Annotated in this window: 16 protein-coding genes and 2 tRNA genes; 4 read left to right on the top strand and 14 right to left on the bottom strand. The window is 59.4% G+C overall.

The genetic code is table 11. The annotated features are described in order from the left end of the window. Positions 1–88: 88 nt before the first annotated feature. From dnaB to rnr, 7 genes are all read right to left on the bottom strand, one after another. Positions 89–1,483, bottom strand: a complete 1,395-nt coding sequence (gene dnaB, locus KGB25_RS15440; protein ID WP_008035349.1) for a replicative DNA helicase — start codon at positions 1,481–1,483, stop codon at positions 89–91. A 119-nt stretch (positions 1,484–1,602) separates the two neighbouring features. Further along, on the bottom strand, positions 1,603–2,049 hold the full coding sequence (rplI, locus tag KGB25_RS15435) for a 50S ribosomal protein L9 (RefSeq protein WP_008035347.1): 447 nt from the start codon (positions 2,047–2,049) through the stop codon (positions 1,603–1,605). Positions 2,050–2,068: 19 nt separating this feature from the next. Beyond that, positions 2,069–2,962, bottom strand: a complete 894-nt coding sequence (locus tag KGB25_RS15430) for a hypothetical protein (protein WP_008035345.1) — start codon at positions 2,960–2,962, stop codon at positions 2,069–2,071. Positions 2,963–2,998: 36 nt separating this feature from the next. After that, a complete protein-coding gene (gene rpsR, locus KGB25_RS15425; protein WP_002551829.1) occupies positions 2,999–3,229 on the bottom strand; it encodes a 30S ribosomal protein S18 in 231 nt (76 codons plus the stop codon). Between the two features lie 28 nt (positions 3,230–3,257). Further along, complete coding sequence (gene rpsF / locus KGB25_RS15420) at positions 3,258–3,680, bottom strand: 30S ribosomal protein S6 (protein ID WP_008035342.1); 423 nt, start codon at positions 3,678–3,680, stop codon at positions 3,258–3,260. A 285-nt stretch (positions 3,681–3,965) separates the two neighbouring features. Continuing rightward, positions 3,966–4,730, bottom strand: a complete 765-nt coding sequence (rlmB, locus tag KGB25_RS15415) for a 23S rRNA (guanosine(2251)-2'-O)-methyltransferase RlmB (protein WP_192419680.1) — start codon at positions 4,728–4,730, stop codon at positions 3,966–3,968. Continuing rightward, positions 4,727–7,345, bottom strand: a complete 2,619-nt coding sequence (gene rnr / locus KGB25_RS15410) for a ribonuclease R (protein WP_207284728.1) — start codon at positions 7,343–7,345, stop codon at positions 4,727–4,729. The genes rlmB and rnr overlap by 4 nt, the downstream gene beginning before the upstream one ends. A 224-nt stretch (positions 7,346–7,569) precedes the next feature. Here rnr and KGB25_RS15405 point away from each other — a divergent pair. The 4 genes from KGB25_RS15405 to KGB25_RS15390 all read left to right on the top strand — a co-directional run bounded on the left by KGB25_RS15405 (position 7,570) and on the right by KGB25_RS15390 (position 10,769). Continuing rightward, a tRNA-Leu gene (locus tag KGB25_RS15405) sits at positions 7,570–7,656 on the top strand. A 166-nt stretch (positions 7,657–7,822) separates the two neighbouring features. Continuing rightward, a tRNA-Leu gene (locus KGB25_RS15400) sits at positions 7,823–7,909 on the top strand. Positions 7,910–8,193: 284 nt separating this feature from the next. After that, positions 8,194–9,204: an iron ABC transporter substrate-binding protein gene (locus KGB25_RS15395; protein WP_223435544.1), complete on the top strand. Its 1,011-nt coding sequence runs from the start codon at positions 8,194–8,196 to the stop codon at positions 9,202–9,204. Continuing rightward, complete coding sequence (locus KGB25_RS15390) at positions 9,204–10,769, top strand: ABC transporter permease (protein WP_008035330.1); 1,566 nt, start codon at positions 9,204–9,206, stop codon at positions 10,767–10,769. The genes KGB25_RS15395 and KGB25_RS15390 overlap by 1 nt, the downstream gene beginning before the upstream one ends. A 97-nt stretch (positions 10,770–10,866) precedes the next feature. Here KGB25_RS15390 and KGB25_RS15385 read toward each other — a convergent pair whose 3' ends face one another. From KGB25_RS15385 to hfq, 7 genes are all read right to left on the bottom strand, one after another. Continuing rightward, positions 10,867–12,801: a methyl-accepting chemotaxis protein gene (locus KGB25_RS15385; protein ID WP_192226926.1), complete on the bottom strand. Its 1,935-nt coding sequence runs from the start codon at positions 12,799–12,801 to the stop codon at positions 10,867–10,869. Positions 12,802–12,951: 150 nt separating this feature from the next. After that, positions 12,952–14,241, bottom strand: a complete 1,290-nt coding sequence (locus KGB25_RS15380) for an adenylosuccinate synthase (protein WP_008035326.1) — start codon at positions 14,239–14,241, stop codon at positions 12,952–12,954. Between the two features lie 55 nt (positions 14,242–14,296). Next, positions 14,297–15,484 (bottom strand): ATP phosphoribosyltransferase regulatory subunit, encoded by a 1,188-nt coding sequence (locus KGB25_RS15375; protein WP_008035324.1) that lies wholly within the window; start codon positions 15,482–15,484, stop codon positions 14,297–14,299. Positions 15,485–15,800: 316 nt separating this feature from the next. Further along, complete coding sequence (gene hflC, locus KGB25_RS15370; protein ID WP_008035323.1) at positions 15,801–16,670, bottom strand: protease modulator HflC; 870 nt, start codon at positions 16,668–16,670, stop codon at positions 15,801–15,803. Then, positions 16,670–17,842, bottom strand: a complete 1,173-nt coding sequence (hflK, locus tag KGB25_RS15365) for an FtsH protease activity modulator HflK (protein WP_008035322.1) — start codon at positions 17,840–17,842, stop codon at positions 16,670–16,672. The genes hflC and hflK overlap by 1 nt, the downstream gene beginning before the upstream one ends. A 96-nt stretch (positions 17,843–17,938) precedes the next feature. Continuing rightward, positions 17,939–19,240: a ribosome rescue GTPase HflX gene (hflX, locus tag KGB25_RS15360; protein ID WP_008035321.1), complete on the bottom strand. Its 1,302-nt coding sequence runs from the start codon at positions 19,238–19,240 to the stop codon at positions 17,939–17,941. A 12-nt stretch (positions 19,241–19,252) separates the two neighbouring features. Further along, positions 19,253–19,513, bottom strand: coding sequence for an RNA chaperone Hfq (hfq, locus tag KGB25_RS15355; RefSeq protein ID WP_007902656.1), 261 nt, complete (start codon positions 19,511–19,513; stop codon positions 19,253–19,255). Positions 19,514–19,599: the final 86 nt, after the last annotated feature.

Genomic DNA, 19,599 nt, shown 5'->3' with positions numbered 1-19,599 from the left:
CAGGCCCCATCGCCGGCAAGCCGGCTCCTACACAATCATTGTAGGAGCCGGCTTGCCGGCGATGGGGCCCAAAAAAACAACAAATAACTTACTCGTCGTCGAAGTTGTAGCTACCCGGCGCCAGGTTTTCGAAGCGGGTGTACTTACCGATGAACGCCAGTCGCGACGTGCCGATCGGGCCGTTCCGCTGCTTGCCGATAATGATTTCGGCGATGCCTTTGTGTTCGGTTTCCGGGTGATAAACCTCATCCCGGTAAACGAACATGATGACGTCGGCATCCTGCTCGATCGCTCCGGATTCCCGGAGGTCGGAGTTGATCGGCCGTTTGTTCGGTCGTTGCTCCAGGGAGCGGTTGAGCTGGGACAGCGCCACCACCGGGCAATTGAATTCCTTGGCCAGGGCCTTCAAGGAACGCGAGATCTCGGAAATCTCGTTGGTCCGGTTGTCACCACCGGAACCCGGAATCTGCATCAATTGCAGGTAGTCGATCATGATCAGGGCGACATCGCCGTGCTCACGCACCAGACGCCGGGTCCGCGCGCGCATTTCCGACGGGCTGATGCCCGCCGTATCGTCGATGAACAGCTTGCGGTCGTTGAGCAGGTTGACCGCCGATGTCAGGCGCGGCCAATCGTCGTCGTCCAGGCGACCGGCACGGACCTTGGTCTGATCGATACGACCGAGGGACGACAACATACGCATGATCAGCGATTCGCCTGGCATCTCGAGCGAGTAAACCAGTACGCACTTGTCGCTGCGCAACACGGCGTTTTCCACCAGGTTCATCGCAAAGGTGGTTTTACCCATCGACGGACGGCCGGCGACGATGATCAAGTCGGCCGGCTGCAGGCCGCTGGTCTTCTCGTCGAGGTCGGTGTAACCGGTGGACAAGCCAGTGATGGCGTTATCGGTGTTGAACAAGGTGTCGATGCGGTCGATGGCCTTGGTCAGCAGGTCATTGACGCTCACCGGGCCGCCGGTTTTAGGCCGGGCCTCGGCGATCTGGAAGATCTGCCGCTCGGCTTCGTCGAGAATCTCTTCAGCCGTGCGACCTTCCGGGTTGAAGGCGCTGTCGGCAATCTCGGTGGCGATGCCGATCAACTGCCGCAACGTCGCTCGCGCGCGAACGATCTGCGCATACGCCTTGATGTTGGCGACGGACGGCGTGTTTTTCGCCAGTTCACCGAGGTAACCGAGGCCACCGACCTGCGAGGTCTGACCTTCCTTGTCCAATTGCTCGGCAAGGGTCACGACGTCGATCGGGGAGTTCTGGTCGGCGAGTTTGGCGATCGCGCGGAAAATCAGGCGGTGGTCATGTCGATAGAAATCGCCGTCGGAGACTTGATCAAGCACGCGCTCCCAGGCGTTGTTGTCCAGCATCAGACCACCGAGCACGGCCTGTTCGGCCTCGATGGAATGCGGCGGCACCTTCAGGGAAGCGGTTTGCAGATCGTATTGCTCGGGAGCGGAGATATCGTTCATGGCCACTTGAATAGTTGTGAAAATCAGGAACTGCAGAAAGACAAAGGGCACGACCTGTAAACAGGATCGTGCCCGATGTTACCGGCAAGCACCCGAGGGTGCCAGCCGACAAGTGCTGCTTAAGCTGCTACCACGACAACGCGTACGGTGGCTTCAACTTCGGCGTGCAGGTGCACGGCTACGTCGAATTCGCCTACGTTGCGGATGGTGCCGTTCGGCAGACGAACTTCGCTTTTTGCAACTTCAACGCCAGAGGCGGTCAGTGCATCAGCGATGTCGTGAGTACCGATCGAACCGAACAGCTTGCCTTCGTCACCAGCGGTGGCAGTGATAGTCACTTCCAGCTCAGCCAGTTGGGCGGCACGGCTTTCAGCCGAAGTTTTACGGTCTGCTGCGGCTTTTTCCAGCTCAGCACGACGCTCTTCGAACGCAGCCAGGTTGGCTGGGGTCGCGGCGGTAGCTTTGCCGTAAGGCAGCAGGTAGTTACGACCGTAACCAGCCTTAACGTTTACTTTGTCACCCAGGTTGCCCAGGTTGGTGACTTTTTCCAGAAGGATCAGTTGCATGTGAAAATCCTCTTAACTTTTAACCTTCACCGTTCGCGCTATCGACGTCTTTCGGCGTCGAACGACCGCGAAAATCAATCAGGCTGTCGACGATGGCCAGGACCACCAGCAACGGATAGATCAGCTGCATGAACAGCAACAGCGTGACGTACAACCCCACCAGCCAGAATCTGGCCAGTCGCTTTTGCGCCACCAGCCCGTGAATCAGGGCCAGCCCGGCGAACACCAGCGGTACACTGCACAACGGCGTCAACATGGCCATCTGCGGGCCGATGTTCGGCCCCAGAAGCATGAACGCCAGCAGTAACATCGCCAGCCCCAGCGGGAATCGGATGGCGCGAAATTCGCGACCAAAACCACCCGGGTTGTACAACAACGCCTGCCAGTAGCGCCCGACAATCAGGCTCAGCACACTGACGATTTGCAACAAGGCCGCAATCAGGCCAGTCAGGACCGGTGCAATCAGGGACGCAAAATGCGCTTGCTCGTCTACCGACAACTTCTGGTAGACATCACCGAGTAGCGACGGCATGACCTTTATCAAGGCCTGCGCCAGCATCTCGATTTGGGGAGCAAAAACTGTCCCCAGCACCACTGCAAACACCACTCCCATCGCTATGCTGACCAGCAGCACGCGGTTCCAGGACTCGCTTGCGCGCAAAACCAACGCAAGGCTCGAAGACCCCAGCAGCACCAGAAGTGCCCGTGGGTCATCGGAGTAAAGCCACCAGATCAACGCCGGCAGCAGTCCCAGAGCAAGTACGCCAAGGGCGTCCTTCAATCCGCGCCGCAGGAGCACTAGGCATCCAGCGGCAGCACCCAACCAATACAACAACGGCAATGTTGCGCATCCGGCCACTACGAGAGTGGCCTGCATACGGCCGCGCATGATGAACTCAGCTATGGCACGCATGCATTCAATCCTTTGCTACGTGTCGACTGCCCGGTCTCAGCGGCCGTGGCTGTCGGTGTAGGCCAGCAGGGCCAGGAAGCGGGCGCGCTTGATAGCGGTGGCCAGCTGACGCTGATAACGAGCTTTGGTACCGGTGATGCGGCTTGGAACGATTTTGCCGGTCTCGGATACGTAGGCTTTCAGAGTGTTGAGATCTTTGTAATCGATCTCTTTCACGTCTTCAGCGGTGAAGCGGCAGAATTTACGACGACGGAAGAAACGTGCCATGTAATAGGCTCCTCAAAAGGTCCGTGGATTACTCGTCAGCGTTATCGCTGTTGTCGCTGTCATCACCATCAACGCCTTCGGCGTCGGAGTGCTCAGGACGGTCGCGACGCTCACGGCGCTCACTGCGGTTTTCTTCAGCCTTGAGCATCTCGGATTGGCCGGTAACGGCTTCTTCGCGACGGATGACCAGGTTACGGATCACTGCATCGTTGTAGCGGAAGTTGTCTTCCAGCTCGGCCAGGGCCTTGCCAGTGCACTCAACGTTCAGCATCACGTAGTGAGCCTTGTGAACATTGTTGATTGCGTAGGCCAGTTGACGACGGCCCCAATCTTCCAGACGGTGGATTTTGCCGCCGTCTTCTTCGATCAGCTTGGTGTAACGCTCAACCATGCCGCCGACTTGCTCGCTTTGATCCGGGTGGACCAAAAAGATGATTTCGTAATGACGCATGAATGCTCCTTACGGGTTGTAGCCTGCCGCTCAAAAGCGGTCAGACAAGGAGTGAATGACACTTATGGACTTGCCTGCGATAGACACATGCGTGCCTGCCGTCACAGCAAGGGGCGCAATTGTAGAGAAGGGACAGAAGAGGTGCAAGGCAATTGGTGATTATTTGAACAACCACCAATTACCCCATACCTGTAGGAGCCGGCTTGCTGGCGATTCAGGCAACGCGGTGCTTCAGAAGTACCGTGGCGCTTGGATCGCCAGCAAGCCGGCTCCTACAAGGGAGTGTCAGGGCTTCTTGCCAGTGGCGGCTTTTACGCTGCGCTGGCGCTGGGCCTCGAACAGGCAGACGCCGGTCGCCACGGAAACATTGAGACTGCTGACACTGCCAGTCATCGGCAGGTGCACCAGGTAGTCGCAAAGATCGCGGGTCAGGCGACGCATGCCGCTGCCTTCCGCACCCATGATCAGGATGGTCGGCCCGGTCATGTCTTGCTGATACAGGCTCTGCTCGGCTTCGCCCGCCGTACCGACGACCCACAAGCCGCGCTGCTTGAGTTTTTCCAGGGTGCGCGCCAGGTTGGTTACGGCGACCAAAGGAATCACTTCCGCTGCGCCACACGCAACCTTTCGTACCGTCGGGGTCAGCGTGGCCGACTTGTCTTTCGGCACGATCACCGCCAGCGCACCGGCCGCATCGGCCGAACGCAGGCAAGCGCCAAGGTTGTGCGGATCGGTCACGCCGTCGAGCACCAGCAACAGCGGTGCACCATCGGTGCGATCGAGCAGCTCGTCGAGCATTGCCTCGCCCCAGACCTGGCTCGGACTCACATCCGCCACCACGCCCTGGTGCACGCCTTCAACCCAGGCATCCAGCTCGCGACGTTCGGCATTGCCGACGGCCACGCGGTTTTCGGCCGCGAGCGCGATCAGCGTCTGAACCCGCGGATCACTGCGGCCTTCCGCCAGCCAGATCTGCTTGACGCGTTTCGGGTGGTGACGCAGCAATGCTTCTACCGCATGCACGCCGTAGATTTTTTCCAACTGACTCATGACTTGGCCTTAGGTTTACGCGCCCCGCCGCTTTTGGCTGGGGCCGAGCCCGCTTTCGGCGGGCCTTTACGGTGTTTGCTCGGCTTGCTGCCGGGAGCCTTGTCAGGCGCCGACCGTCCGGTCTTTCCCCCAGACGCCGCTTTACCACCGCTTTTCGCTTCAGACAGCAACGCCTGCTTCATTTCACGGCTTTTGCGCAGCTCAGCATTTTTCGCTGCCGCATCGCTTGGGCGATAGGCTTCGACTGCTTTTTCCTTGGCAGGACGACGACCGGTTTTCGCCGGCGCCGGCTCTGCTGCAGTCTTGCCAGCAGGTGCAGCGGTTTCAGTCCCGCGTTTTTTGCGGCCGATCGGTGCGCTGATGGTTTTTTCAGCCATCTCGAAGTCGATCTTGCGCTCGTCGAGGTCGACGCGCATGACGCGCACTTCAACGGTGTCGCCAAGGCGGAAGCTGCGACCGGTGCGCTCACCGGCGAGGCGGTGATGCACAGGGTCGAAGTGGTAGTAATCGCCCGGCAGCGCGGTGACGTGCACCAGGCCTTCGACATAGATATCGGTCAGCTCGACGAACAGACCAAAACCGGTCACGGCGGTGATCACACCCGGGAACGACTCGCCCACGCGGTCTTTCATGAACTCGCACTTGAGCCAGTTCACCACGTCGCGGGTCGCTTCGTCGGCACGGCGCTCGCTCATCGAGCACTGCTCGCCGAGTTGCTCCAGCGCGGCTTCGTCGTACGGATAGATGCGCGCCTTCGGAATGGTCATCGCGCCAGCACGGCGAACGTGCGGGGTGTCCATTTTCGAATGAATGACGCTGCGGATCGCCCGGTGCGTGAGCAAGTCCGGGTAGCGGCGGATCGGCGAAGTGAAGTGGGTATAGGCTTCGTAATTCAGGCCGAAGTGGCCCTGGTTATCAGCGCTGTACACCGCCTGACTCAGCGAACGCAGCATGACGGTCTGGATCAGGTGGAAATCCGGACGGTCCTTGATGCTTGCCAGCAAGGCCTGGTAATCCTTCGGCGACGGGCCGTCCTTGCCTTTGTGCAGGGACAGGCCGAGCTCACCAAGGAAGGCGCGCAGTTTTTCCAGACGCTCCGGTGGCGGACCATCGTGGACGCGATACAGCGCAGGAATTTCGTGCTTCTTCAGGAATTCGGCAGTGGCCACGTTGGCCGCCAGCATGCATTCCTCGATCAGCTTGTGTGCATCGTTACGCACGGTCGGACGGATTTCGGCAATCTTGCGCTCGGAACCGAAGATGATCCGGGTTTCCTGCGTTTCGAAATCGATCGCGCCACGCACATGACGGGCCGCCAGCAGCACCTTGTACAGCGAATACAGCTGCTTGAGGTGTGGCAGAACGTCGGTGTATTCGCCGCGAAGCTGGCGAGCCTCGGTAACTTTCGGCGTCTCCAACATGGTGCTGACCTTGTTATAGGTCAGACGGGCATGGGAGTGAATCACCGCTTCGTAGAAGCAGTAGTCGGTCATCTCGCCGGATTTGGAGATGGTCATCTCGCAGACCATGGCCAGACGATCGACATGTGGATTCAGCGAGCACAGGCCGTTGGACAGCTGCTCAGGCAGCATCGGCACTACGCGCTCCGGGAAGTAAACGGAGTTGCCGCGAACCTGGGATTCGTTGTCCAGCGCGGAACCGATTTTCACGTAGCTGGAAACGTCGGCAATCGCCACGTACAACTTCCAGCCACCGGAGAACAGGCGCAGCTTGCCCGGTTTGGCTTCGCAGTAGACCGCGTCATCGAAGTCGCGCGCATCTTCACCGTCGATGGTCACGAACGGCAGATGGCGCAGGTCGATGCGCTTCTCTTTGTCTTTCTCTTCGACTTCCGGCTTGAGCTTGGCGGCTTCTTTCAAGACCGCTTCAGGCCAGACGTGCGGAATATCGTAAGTGCGCAGGGCGACATCGATTTCCATGCCCGGCGCCATGTAGTTGCCCACGACTTCGACCACGTCGCCTTGCGGCTGGAAGCGTGGCGTCGGCCAGTGAGTGATCTTCACTTCGACGAACTGACCGACTTTGGCGTTGGCATTGCGCCCCGGCGTAACCAGCACTTCTTGCTGGATCTTCGGATTGTCCGCCACCACGAAGCCGATACCGCCCTCTTCGAAGTAACGGCCGACGATGGTTTCGTGAGCGCGGGACACCACTTCGACGATCATGCCTTCGCGACGACCGCGACGGTCCAGACCGGAAACACGGGCCAGGGCACGGTCGCCATCGAACACCAGACGCATTTGCGCCGGGCTCATGAACAGGTCGTCACTGCCGTCGTCCGGGACCAGGAAGCCGAAGCCGTCACGGTGACCGCTGATGCGGCCCAGGATCAGGTCGAGCTTGTCCACCGGCGCATACGTGCCACGACGGGTATAGATGAGTTGAGCGTCGCGCTCCATGGCGCGCAGGCGGCGGCGCAGGGCTTCGATCTGGTCTTCTGTGATCAGACCAAACTCTTCGACCAGTTGCTCGCGGTTAGCAGGCGAACCCCGATCAGCAAGGTGCTGAAGGATCAGTTCGCGGCTAGGAATAGGGTTTTCATATTTTTCCGCTTCACGAGCGGCCTCGGGATCGAGGGACTGCCAATCGGCCATTAGAGAGTTTTCACCTTGTCTATATGCGGGTTAGTTTGGCATAGGCGTAATGAAACGGGAAATTTCAGGCTACGAGAGCCCATCTAAAGCCCTTTATCGACAGCGCAAAGCTGATTTAAATGCCGCTGGTAAAATTTTCCAGGTTTTTTTGACGCTGGGGGTTTACAGTTAAAAAGACGCTCCGTATAGTGCGCGCCATCGACGACGGAGACGTTGCCGATACTGCCCAGATGGTGAAATTGGTAGACACGCCAGCTTCAGGTGCTGGTGACCGCAAGGTCGTGGAAGTTCGAGTCTTCTTCTGGGCACCAATTCAGAGCTTGAGATTAGATCAATTTCAAGGCTCGCACAAAAACCCGCGAAAGCGGGTTTTTTGCATTCTGCGGTTCTGATTTATTAAAACCAAATCAGGGGTTTACAGATCAAACTGCTCTCCGTATAGTGCGCCACATCAACAGCGGCAACGCTGAAGATTATGCCCAGATGGTGAAATTGGTAGACACGCCAGCTTCAGGTGCTGGTGACCTTACGGTCGTGGAAGTTCGAGTCTTCTTCTGGGCACCAATTCAAATTTCAGAGCTTGCTCTGGAATTTCACAAAAACCCGCGAAAGCGGGTTTTTGCGTTTCTGGCATTCGAAAAACCACACAACCCCTGTAGGAGCGAGCCTGCTCGCGATGAACTCACAGGCGCCCCGTTTAGCCAGACAACACGCGTCATCGTTCACGTCCATCGCGAGCAGGCTCGCTCCTACAGGAGTCAGGCCACACTCCGCAAGGCGCACTTGAGAAACAATATCGTTTATCATTGTTGCAAGTTTTTGCAATGCGACAGTGAGGAACCCTGCGAATGATGTTTCGAAATACCCTGCGCCGCGGCCTGACCATCACCCTGCTCGGCCTGGCCATCGCTACTCCCCTCACCCAGGCTGCTGATCCAGTTTCCCTGACACTCTATAACGGTCAACACAAGGAAGTCGGCGACGCCGTCGCCAAAGCTTTCGAAGCCAAGACCGGCATCCACGTCAACGTGCGCAAAGGCAGCAGCAACCAGCTTGCCAGCCAGATCGTCGAAGAAGGCGATCGCTCCCCGGCCGATGTGATCTACACCGAAGAATCGCCACCGCTGAACAAACTCGGCGAGCAAGGCCTGCTGGCGCCAACCGATGCCGCCACCCTCGCCGTTCTGCCGAAAGACTACGTCGCCGGCAATGGCACCTGGATCGGCATCACCGCACGAGTACGCGTGGTTGCGTTCAACCCCAAACTGATCGATGAAAAAGACCTGCCCAAATCGGTGATGGAATTCTCCGACCCGAAATGGCAAGGCAAGGTTGGCTTCGTGCCCACCAGCGGCGCGTTCCAGGAACAGGCCGTGGCAATCATCAAAGTGCACGGCATGGATGCAGCTGAAGAATGGCTGACCGGCTTGCGCGCATTCGGCAAGACCTACAGCAACAACATGGTCGCCCTGAAAGCCGTGGAGAACGGCGAAGTCGCGACCGTGCTGGTGAACAACTACTACTGGTTCGCCCTGCAACGCGAAAAAGGCCAGCTCGACTCGAAACTGCATTACTTCACTGGCGGCGACGTCGGCGGGTTGATCACCGTTTCCAGCGCTGCCGTGCTGAAGTCCAGCAAACACCCAAAGGAAGCCCAGCAATTCCTCGCCTACATGGCCAGCGAAGAAGGTCAGCGCGTGATCACCCAGACCACCGCCGAATACCCGCTGCACAAGGGCATGGAATCGGACCGCGGCCTCAAGCCGTTCAGCGAGCTTGAAGCACCGAAAGTCACGCCAGCCGACCTCGGCAACGCCGAAGAAGCCCTGGACCTGGAACGCGACGTTGGCTTGAACTGATGAGCGCACCGCTATCTGCACCAGCCATGCGCGGAAGCTACGTGCCACGGCGCAAGCGGCCGTCGATCTGGCTGCTGCTGCCGGTTTTGCTGTTGGTACTGCTCAGCGTATTGCCGCTGGTGTATGTCGGGCTCAAGACCTGGCAGGCCGGTTGGGCCCAGGCACTGCATTTGCTGTGGCGGCCCTACGTGTTTGGCTTGCTGCGCAACACCCTGGAGCTGATGGTCGGCGTAACGGTCGCCTGTGGCGTGATCGGTTTGTCGCTGGCCTGGCTGCTGGAACGCAGCAATCTGCCAGGCCGACGCTTGTGGGGCGTGATCCTGTGCTTGCCGTTTGCGGTGCCGGCGTTTGTCAGCAGCTTTACCTGGGTCTCGCTGAGCGCGCACTTCGAGGGTTTGGGCGGGGCGATTCTGGTAATGACCCTGTCCAAGTACCCGCTGATTTTTCTGCCGGTGGCGGCGACCCTGCGCAATCTCGATCCCTCGCTTGAAGAGTCCGCGCGCACGCTCGGGCAGAATCGCTGGGGCGTGTTTTTCAGGATCACCCTGCCTCTGCTGTGGCCGTCGCTGCTCGCCGGTTCGCTGCTGATCGCATTGCACATGCTCGTTGAGTTCGGCGCGCTGTCGATTATTGGCTTGCAGACGTTCACTACGGCGATCTATCAGCAATTCGAACTGGAATTCAGCAATGCCAATGCGGCGATGCTTTCCGCTGTTTTGCTCGCGCTGTGCCTGATGCTGTTGTGGCTTGAGCTGCGAGCCCGCGGCAAGGGGCGGCACGTGCGCACCGGCCAGGGCGCGGCGCGACAGGCGGAACAGGTGCAGCTGGGACCTTGGGCGGCCGTTGGGCAGATTTACTGTCTGGCACTGGCGATCATCGGCAGCGGCATTCCACTGGGGATGCTGGTGTACTGGCTGGCGGTAGGTTCGTCGGCAGCGTTTCCCGTGGCGGCGATCAGCGAGGCGCTGCTGTCGTCCCTCGCGCTTTCGCTGGGTGGCGCCGCGCTGTGCCTGGTGCTGGCGGTGCCGGTGGGCTTGCTGGTGGTGCGCTACAAAGGCCAATTGGCGATCTGGGCCGAGCGCTTGCCGTACCTGTTGCATGCACTGCCAGGGCTGGTGATTGCGCTGACGCTGGTGTATTTCGCCCTGCACTATGTGCCGGCGCTGTACCAAACGTCGGCGTTGCTGCTGATCGCTTATGCGCTGCTGTTTCTACCGTTGGCGCAGGCACCGATTCGCACGGCACTGAACAAGGCTGCTCCGCAGCTGGAAGAGGCGGCTCGAACGCTGGGCGCCTCGTCGTTCAGCGCGTTTTGCCGGGTGACGCTGCCGATCATCTTCCCGGCGCTGGGCGCGGCGTTTGCGCTGGTGTTTCTGGATGCGATGAAGGAGCTGACGGCGACGCTGCTACTGAGTCCGACCGGGCTCAATACGCTGGCGACAGAGGTTTGGGCGCATACCGCGAATGTGGAGTTTGCGGCGGCGGCGCCTTATGCGGCGTTGTTGATATTGGTGTCGGGGCTGCCTGTGTACCTGTTAACAACCCGGATGTATTTGAGTCGTTGAAAAGCTTCGCGGGCAAGCCTCGCTCCTACAATGGATCGCGTGATCCAAGTAGGAGCGAGGCTTGCCCGCGAAGGCGTCAGACCCGCCAATACAAATCTTAAGCCCGGAACTGCCCCAGGCTCGCCTTGAGCTGCGCCGCCAGGCCATCCAGCACTTTACCGCTAGCCGTGGTTTCCACCACCGCCTGAGCCGCCTTCTCAGCCTGCGCATGAATGGTTTCAACCCGGCCCCGCACCGCTTGCGCGCCTTGCGCCTGATGGGCCGCTGCTTGCGTCGCCAGACCAATCGCCGCATGCACCTGTTCGACGGACACCTGCACCGATTGCTGCAACTGCGCACTGTCACGCAACACCAGCAAACCCTCGCTGGCCTGACGCCCGGCCTGGCCGATCACTTCCACCGCCTCACGCGCACCTTGCTGCAACGCCACGATGTGCGCCTGAATGTCGCCCGTGGAACTCTGGGTCTTGCTCGCCAGCGCCCGCACTTCGTCCGCCACTACGGCAAAGCCGCGACCGGTTTCACCGGCACGCGCCGCTTCAATGGCAGCGTTCAGTGCCAGCAGGTTGGTTTGCTCGGCGATCCCGTGAATCACGGTCAGCACCACTTCAATCTGCTCACTTTGCTGCGCCAGTCGTTCGATGACTTTCGCGCCGGTATCGACTTGCCCAGCCAACGCTTCGATCAGGCTGCCGACCTTCGCCGAGGTCCGAGTGTTTTCATCGGTGGCCGAACGGATATCCACCACTTGCTTCAAGGCTGCCTGCATTGCGTGGCTTTCAGATTGGGCCTCATCAGCCATTTGCGACAAGGCGCGCAAACTTTCGGCCACTTCGTCACGCTGCATGCCCGCCGCCGCATCGGCACCGGCGTTACGCAGGGTCATGGCGCCGATTTCCACGCCGGTACGCTGGGCCACATCGCCCGCTTCGCGCACGATCGGCTGCAACTTATCCACAAAGCGATTGACCGCCGAGGCCATGTCGCCGATTTCGTCCTTGCTGTTGATCTGCACGCGCTTGGTCAGGTCGCCCTCGCCCGCCGCCAGGTCGTCCATCGCGGCAATCAGCAGCTTCAAGCGATTGACTACGCGCCGACCCAAAACGACCGCCAGCAACAGCAGCACACCGCAACCGACCAGTGCCAGGCCCATACCGATGCGCCAGCGCAAGGTCGCCGCGGCTTCCTGCACGGTGCTGGTGGTGTTGGCTTTCATTTCCGAGGCGGTGGACTGAGCAGACGTCAGACGCGCCCGCATCGCCGTGGCGCTATCAGCCGCCGCGCCTTTCAAGCTGTCGCCGACCAGTTGATCACTGCTGGAGATCAGTGCAGAGAAACGCTTGTCCAGCGCCACCAGATCGGTTTCCACCGAGGCGGTGGAGACACCCATCAACACTTTGCCGATTTCCACGCCATTAGGGTTGATCGAGGCTTCGACGTAGTAGACCGATGGATCGTTTTTAGCCGCATCCAGCACTTTATCCAGCGCACGCTCGCCCTGGCCTTTCTCCAGAAGGGCCTTGTTGATCGGGTTTTCGCGGTTGAGGTAGCGCGTCAGGTGCTGCCCCGTTGCGTCGTCATAGATCACGAACAACACGTTGGGATTGCGCTGAGCCCGGCGGGCGAATTCGGACAGGGTGGGAACGTCACTGTCCCACATGGCGCGGGGCGCGACGGAAGCAAGAAGCTGCGCCATATCATTGGCAGAGTCCTTCAGGTCCTTTTCCAGGGTCGCACGCAGCTGCACCTGCTCGTCCTTCAGCCGCGAGGACAAACCGGCCGTGAGGCGCTGACGCGTGCTGGTGGAGAGGTTGTCGAGGCTCGACGTGACTTCACGTCCCGCCTGCTCCAGCTCGCCGGAAAGTTTTTGACTGTCGGCACCCAGGCGCACACCCAAATCAGCTTCCAGTGCAGTCACTGTGCTCCGCGTCAGAGCAACAGCCACCAGCACCTGCACCAAAAGGGCGATACCAAGGGTAACGAACACAGGCCGCAATAGACGGCTTTGTAACAATGAGAGAACCGCCGACACTTGATATCCCTCTGCATTGACGCCATTAAATTGATGGCACGCCAGAAGACGCGCTCTTAATGAAGATCACAGCAAAGGTCATGCCGTCCAACAGGCATAAACGACAAAGGGCCCGATTAAGGGCCCTTTGTTTTTTACATCAACGACTTATTAAGCGAACGGGTGACGCAGAACGATGGTTTCGTTGCGGTCCGGGCCCGTCGAAATAATGTCGATCGGCGCACCGATCAGCTCTTCGACGCGTTTGATGTAGGCGCGTGCGTTAGCTGGCAGCTCTTCCAGGGCTTTGGCACCCACGGTCGACTCGGTCCAGCCCGGCACTTCTTCGTACACAGGCTGCAGACCCACGTAGCTATCAGCGTCAGTCGGGGCAACAGCGTTACCTTCGGCATCTTTGTAGCCGACGCAGATGTTGATGGTTTCCAGACCGTCGAGTACGTCCAGCTTGGTCAGGCAGATGCCCGAGATGCTGTTCACATCGATAGCGCGACGCAGGATAACAGCGTCAAACCAGCCACAACGACGGGCACGGCCAGTAGTCGCACCGAACTCGTGACCTTGTTTGGCCAGGTGCGCGCCGACTTCGTCGAACAGTTCAGTCGGGAACGGACCCGAACCTACACGCGTGGTGTAAGCCTTGGTGATGCCCAGGATGTAGTCCAAGAACATCGGACCAACACCCGATCCGGTAGCAACGCCGCCAGCGGTGGTGTTAGAGCTGGTCACGTACGGGTAGGTGCCGTGGTCGATGTCCAGCAACGAACCTTGGGCGCCTTCAAACATGATGTCTTTGCCGGCGCGACGCAGGTCGTGCAGCTCGGCAGTCACGTCCAGCATCAGCGGCTTGAGCAGCTCAGCGTATTCTTTGCATTCAGCCAGGGTCTTTTCGAACTCGATGGCCGGCTCTTTGTAGTAACCCACCAGCATGAAGTTGTGGTAATCCACCAGTTCACGCAGCTTGTCTTCAAAGCGCGGCATGTTGAGCAGGTCGCCGACACGCAGGCCACGACGCGCAACCTTGTCTTCGTAGGCCGGGCCGATGCCGCGACCGGTCGTACCGATCTTCAGCTCGCCACGGGCCTTTTCACGGGCCTGGTCCAGCGCAACGTGGAAGGACAGGATCAGCGGGCAGGACGGGCTGATACGCAGACGCTCACGCACCGGTACGCCTTTCTCTTCCAGCTTGATGATTTCCCGCAGCAGAGCGTCGGGAGCAACCACCACGCCGTTACCGATCAGGCACTGCACGCCTTCGCGCAGCACGCCCGACGGGATCAGGTGCAAGACGGTTTTTTCGCCATCGATCACAAGGGTGTGACCAGCGTTGTGGCCACCCTGGTAGCGCACTACGGCGGCAGCATGTTCGGTCAGCAGATCAACGATCTTGCCTTTGCCCTCATCACCCCATTGGGTGCCCAGGACTACGACATTCTTACCCATAACACTTGTCCTCATTCGCGCAAACTTGGTGCCGGCCAAGGGCCGGCAGGAAAACTCAAGAAGCCAGTGGCGATACTTGCCAAAGCCCGTTCTGCTGAATCAATTGCCGGTCGCAGTCCGCTTCACGGGCGGCGGCCAAAGGTTGCCCAGGCAATGCCTGAACGACACGCTGACCCTCACTGCGCAACTGGCAAACCTGCTGCCAGAGTGCTGCATCCGTACTGTCAGGCATCCAGATACCGCCAGACGGTAGCTCGATTTCAGCACGCCCCAGGGTCACCAGGGTTTTCAAATCGGTAGAGAAACCGGTTGCCGGACGAGCGCGACCGAAGTCAGCGCCGATGTCATCGTAACGACCGCCCTGAGCGATGGACTGACCAACGCCCGGCACGAACACCGCGAACACCACACCGGTGTGGTAGTGATAGCCGCGCAACTCGCCCAGGTCGAAGTACAGCGGCAGTTCCGGGAAACGCACGGACAAACGCTCGGCAATCGCCAGCAAATCGTCCAGTGCCGCCAAAACCGGCGCCGGCGCATTCGCCAGACGCTCGCGAGCAGCGCTCAACACTTCACGGCCGCCACACAGGTCGACCAACGCACGCAGCATGCCCGACAGATCGGCAGGCAAACCTTCGGTCAAGGTAATGACCTCGTCGATGGCCTTGCGTTGCAACGCATCGAACAACTGTTGTTCAACTTCACCGGACAAGCCGGCCGCGCGGGCCAGGCCACGGTAGATGCCGACATGACCGAGATCCATGTGCACTTCCGGCACGTCGGCCAGTTGCAGCATGGCCAGCATCAGGCTGATGACTTCCACGTCGCTGCTCGGGCTGGCATCGCCGTACAACTCGGCGCCCAGTTGAATCGGGCTGCGCGAGGACGACAAGGCGCGTGGCTGAGCGTGCAGCACGCTGCCGGCATAGCACAGACGGCTCGGACCTTCGCGACGCAGGGTATGCGCATCGATGCGCGCCACTTGCGGCGTGATGTCGGCACGGAAACCCATCTGCCGGCCCGATTGCGGGTCGATGACCTTGAAGGTACGCAGATCGAGGTCCTGGCCCGCGCCGGTCAGCAAGGATTCCAGGTACTCGATATGGGGAGTCACGACAAACTCGTAACCCCAGCTCTGGAACAGATCCAACACCTGACGACGCGCGACTTCAATGCGCGCCGCTTCCGGTGGCAGTACTTCTTCGATGCCATCTGGCAGCAGCCAGCGGTCTACCGTTGCCATTACGCCATTCCCCTATGGTCCGGGCGGCAAGCCTATGGGCGAGCCTTGAGTGAAGCAGAAAATGATCGGCTTTGTTTACAAGCCACCCATAAACAACGCGGCGAAAAGCCTGAAAATAAGCTTCGCCAATCACTTTCCTCGAAAAACCTGTCGAGTCATTCAACTCGGGCGCCTGCATAAACAACAGCAATCAAACGTGCAGACGCAAAAAAGCCGGGAATTTCCCGGCTGCCGCATCATACACACGTTTTCCCAAAGGATCACCCCGCCCGAGGCTTTAGCCGCCAGGCGGGGGATGATTCAGGTCAACGTCGTATCAAGGCTTGGCTTTTTCCAGGTAACGGAAGAAGTCGCTGCTTGGGTCCAGGACCATGACGTCGGATTTGTTCGCGAAGCTTTCACGGTAGGCACGCAGGCTACGGTAGAAACCGTAGAACTCCTGATCCTGGCCGTAGGCCTTGGAGTAGATCGCAGCGGCCTGGGCATCACCATCACCGCGAACCTCTTCGGATTCACGATAGGCTTCAGCCAGCAGCACGCGGCGTTGACGATCGGCGTCGGCACGAATGCCTTCTGCCAGCTCGTTACCCTTGGCGCGGTGCTCGCGAGCTTCACGCTCACGCTCGGAGCTCATACGCTCGAACACACTGCGGTTTACTTCTTTCGGCAGATCGATGGCCTTGACCCGAACATCGACCACTTCGATGCCCAGCTCTTTTTCCGCCATCTTGTTCAGCGAAGCGGTGATATCGGTCATCAGCGCATCGCGCTCACCCGAGACCACTTCGTGCAGCGTGCGTTTACCAAACTGGTCACGCAGGCCCGACTCCAGACGACGGGAAAGACGCTCGTCAGCAATCTGCTTGAGGCCGGAAGTCGCGGTGTAGTAACGCTCAGCGTCCTTCACGCGCCACTTGGCGTAGGCATCGACCATGACTGCTTTCTTTTCCAGCGTCAGGAAGCGTTGTGTCGGCGCATCCAGCGTCATCAGGCGCGAGTCGAACTTGCGCACCTGGTTAACGTAAGGCACTTTCACATGCAGGCCCGGCTGAACATCGGTCTGAACCACGCGACCGAACTGCAGCAACACCGCACGCTCGGTCTGAGCCACGATGTAGAAGCAGTTCCAGGCTGCGATCGCCACGACGACGCCGACAATAAGGGCGATCAGCGATTTATTGCTCATCAGCGACTCTCCCTGGTACGTGCAGGCTGTTGCTGCAGATCAGCTGCCGCACGTGCATTCGCTTCATTGCTGGTGGCTGCCGCACCGGTCACCGAAGTGCTGGTGTTGCGACCACTTTCGACCATCTTGTCCAGCGGCAAGTACAGCAGATTGCTCTGGCCATTCTTGTTGCCGGTCACGAGAACCTTGCTGGTGCTGCTGAAGACTTCCTGCATGGTGTCCAGGTACAGACGCTGGCGGGTGACCTCAGGTGCCTTGCGGTACTCGGCGACCAGTTTGGTGAAGCGATCGGCCTCACCCTTGGCGCGCGAGACAGTTTCGTCACGGTAGCCGTTGGCATCTTCGATGATGCGCTGGGCCTGACCACGGGCTTCCGGCACGACGCCGTTGGCATAGGTTTCAGCCTGGTTGCGCGAACGCTGCTCGTCTTCACGGGCGCGGATCACGTCATCGAAGGCTTCCTGCACTTCACGCGGTGCCGCTGCGCTCTGTACGTTGACCTGGGTGACGGTGATGCCGGTGCGATAGGTATCCATGAAGCGTTGCAGACGCTCCTTGATCTCGCTGGCCATCAATTCACGACCTTCGGTCAGCACCTGGTCCATCGCGGTGGAACCCACCACATGGCGCAGGGCACTTTCGGTCGCGTGCTGCAGGCTGATTTCCGGCTGATCGACGCTCAGCACGAAGTCCTGCAGGTTGCTGATCTTGTACTGCACGGTCAGCGGTACTTCGACGATGTTTTCGTCTTCAGTCAGCATTTGACCCTGCTTGGTGTACGCACGCTCACGCGTGACGTTTTCCAGGTACTTGCGATCGATCGGCGGGAAATAGATGTTCAGACCCGGGCCGACGGTTTCGTAGTACTTGCCGAAGCGCAGCACCACGGCTTGCTCCTGCTCGTCGACTACATAGACCGCGCTGTACAGCCAAACGGCCGCCAACACGACCAGGCCGATGCCGAGCAGGCCGCCAAAGCCGCCACTCTTGCCCGGACCACCCCCGTCATCACCGCGTTTCTTACCACCACCGAACAACCCATTCAGGCTTTCCTGCAGCTTTCGGAAGGCCTCGTCGAGATCCGGTGGTCCCTTGCGGTCGCCGTTATTGCGACGCTTGCCACCCCAAGGATCCTGATTATTCGAGTTGCCACCCGGCTCATTCCAAGCCATAGCGCTCTCCATCTGATAAAGCAAAGACGCACCCACGGCGCGCCGACCAATGCTACAGAATGCCTGTCACCGCGGCACAACCGCTTTCTCAGGCTTTTATTGCAAAGTGTGTTGTTCGATGAACTCTGTCGGCACAACGCCTTCACGGCTGACCAGCCGATTGAGCTCCGAGCGTGGCAATCGAACGGCCAGCAAGCTGACACCTTCTTCGTCGTGTTCTTCTTTCTGCACCGCTCCGAGTTCGAAGAACTGCGCACGCAGTCGAGCGAATCGTTGCGGCAAGCGCAAGGTACCGATAAACATCTCACTGCCCAGCAACTCGGCAATGGCTTGTTCGAGCAATTCCAGACCACTGCCATCACGCGCCGACAACCAGACCCGTTGAGGCTTGCCGCTTTCGTCGCGCTGGATCTGTGGCTCAACGCCTTCAAGCAAATCGAGTTTGTTATAGACCTCGAGGATCGGCAAGTCCTGGGCACCAATCTCGCCCAGCACCACCATCACCTGCTCGATCTGCAACATGCGATCCGGTTCGGCCGCATCGATCACGTGCAACAGCAGGTCGGAGTTGCTCGACTCTTCGAGCGTAGACCGAAATGCCTCGACCAGCTTGTGGGGCAAGTGACGAATGAAACCCACGGTGTCGGCCAGGACAATCGGCCCCAGGTCGGCCAGTTCCAGACGGCGCAAGGTCGGGTCCAGCGTGGCAAACAACTGGTCAGCCGCGTACACGTCGGATTTCGTCACGTTATTGAAGAGCGTGGATTTGCCGGCGTTGGTATACCCCACCAAAGACACGGTAGGGATATCCGCACGCGTACGGCCACGTCGCGACTGTTCGCGCTGGCTGCGCACTTTTTCCAGTCGGCCCTTGATCTGTCGCAGGCGAACCCGCAGCAAGCGACGGTCGGTCTCCAGCTGGGTTTCACCCGGGCCACGCATGCCGATACCGCCACCTTGACGCTCAAGGTGAGTCCAGCCACGAACCAGCCGGGTGCTCATGTGGTCAAGCTGGGCCAGTTCTACCTGGAGCTTGCCTTCATGGGTACGGGCGCGCTGGGCGAAAATATCGAGAATCAGACCGGTGCGGTCGATCACGCGACACTCGAAAACACGTTCGAGGTTACGTTCCTGACTGGGCGTAAGCGTGTGATTGAAGATCACCAGATCGGCTTCTTCGGCATGGACCAGGTCGCGCAGTTCCTCGACCTTGCCGCTACCGATCAGGAATTTGGCGGTTGGCCGATGACGCGGCACGTTAAAAAACGCAACGGTCTCGGCGCCGGCCGAATTAGCCAATTCCTGAAACTCCTGCGGATCTTCGCGCGCCTCAGGGTCCTGTCCATCCAAGTGAACGAGGATCACTCGCTCACCACCACCGTGGCGCTCAAAGAACAAAGGAGACTCCTATCAGGCGTTACCTGGCTCAGCGTCGCCTGCTTCGGATTCGGTTGCGCTAGGCAGACGAATTGGACGAACCGGCACCACTGTAGAGATAGCGTGTTTGTAAACCATCTGGCTGACGGTGTTCTTCAGCAGGATAACGAACTGGTCGAAAGACTCGATCGTGCCTTGCAGTTTGATCCCGTTGACCAGGTAGATGGACACCCCAACTTTCTCTTTACGTAAAGTATTCAAGTAAGGGTCTTGTAGCGAATGCCCTTTTGACATGTGCCGCACTCCTTTAAGGATTCAATATAAAAAATAGGTAAACAGATGGCTTGTGGCCGTCACACCCCCAAGGATAGACGGCAATT

The organism is Pseudomonas sp. BF-RE-21 (assembly GCF_019947305.1).
Taxonomy (GTDB): Bacteria; Pseudomonadota; Gammaproteobacteria; order Pseudomonadales; family Pseudomonadaceae; genus Aquipseudomonas; species Aquipseudomonas migulae.
The sequence above is the reverse complement of the archived record's forward strand: the minus strand, read 5'-3'. Positions and strand labels throughout refer to the sequence as shown.

Coding starts and splice junctions, on each gene's coding strand:
- dnaB (WP_008035349.1), bottom strand. CDS start 1,483: ATGAACGATATCTCCGCTCCCGAGCAATACGATCTGCAAACCGCTTCC.
- rplI (WP_008035347.1), bottom strand. CDS start 2,049: ATGCAACTGATCCTTCTGGAAAAAGTCACCAACCTGGGCAACCTGGGT.
- KGB25_RS15430 (WP_008035345.1), bottom strand. CDS start 2,962: ATGCGTGCCATAGCTGAGTTCATCATGCGCGGCCGTATGCAGGCCACT.
- rpsR (WP_002551829.1), bottom strand. CDS start 3,229: ATGGCACGTTTCTTCCGTCGTCGTAAATTCTGCCGCTTCACCGCTGAA.
- rpsF (WP_008035342.1), bottom strand. CDS start 3,680: ATGCGTCATTACGAAATCATCTTTTTGGTCCACCCGGATCAAAGCGAG.
- rlmB (WP_192419680.1), bottom strand. CDS start 4,730: ATGAGTCAGTTGGAAAAAATCTACGGCGTGCATGCGGTAGAAGCATTG.
- rnr (WP_207284728.1), bottom strand. CDS start 7,345: ATGGCCGATTGGCAGTCCCTCGATCCCGAGGCCGCTCGTGAAGCGGAA.
- KGB25_RS15395 (WP_223435544.1), top strand. CDS start 8,194: ATGATGTTTCGAAATACCCTGCGCCGCGGCCTGACCATCACCCTGCTC.
- KGB25_RS15390 (WP_008035330.1), top strand. CDS start 9,204: ATGAGCGCACCGCTATCTGCACCAGCCATGCGCGGAAGCTACGTGCCA.
- KGB25_RS15380 (WP_008035326.1), bottom strand. CDS start 14,241: ATGGGTAAGAATGTCGTAGTCCTGGGCACCCAATGGGGTGATGAGGGC.
- KGB25_RS15375 (WP_008035324.1), bottom strand. CDS start 15,484: ATGGCAACGGTAGACCGCTGGCTGCTGCCAGATGGCATCGAAGAAGTA.
- hflC (WP_008035323.1), bottom strand. CDS start 16,670: ATGAGCAATAAATCGCTGATCGCCCTTATTGTCGGCGTCGTCGTGGCG.
- hflK (WP_008035322.1), bottom strand. CDS start 17,842: ATGGCTTGGAATGAGCCGGGTGGCAACTCGAATAATCAGGATCCTTGG.
- hfq (WP_007902656.1), bottom strand. CDS start 19,513: ATGTCAAAAGGGCATTCGCTACAAGACCCTTACTTGAATACTTTACGT.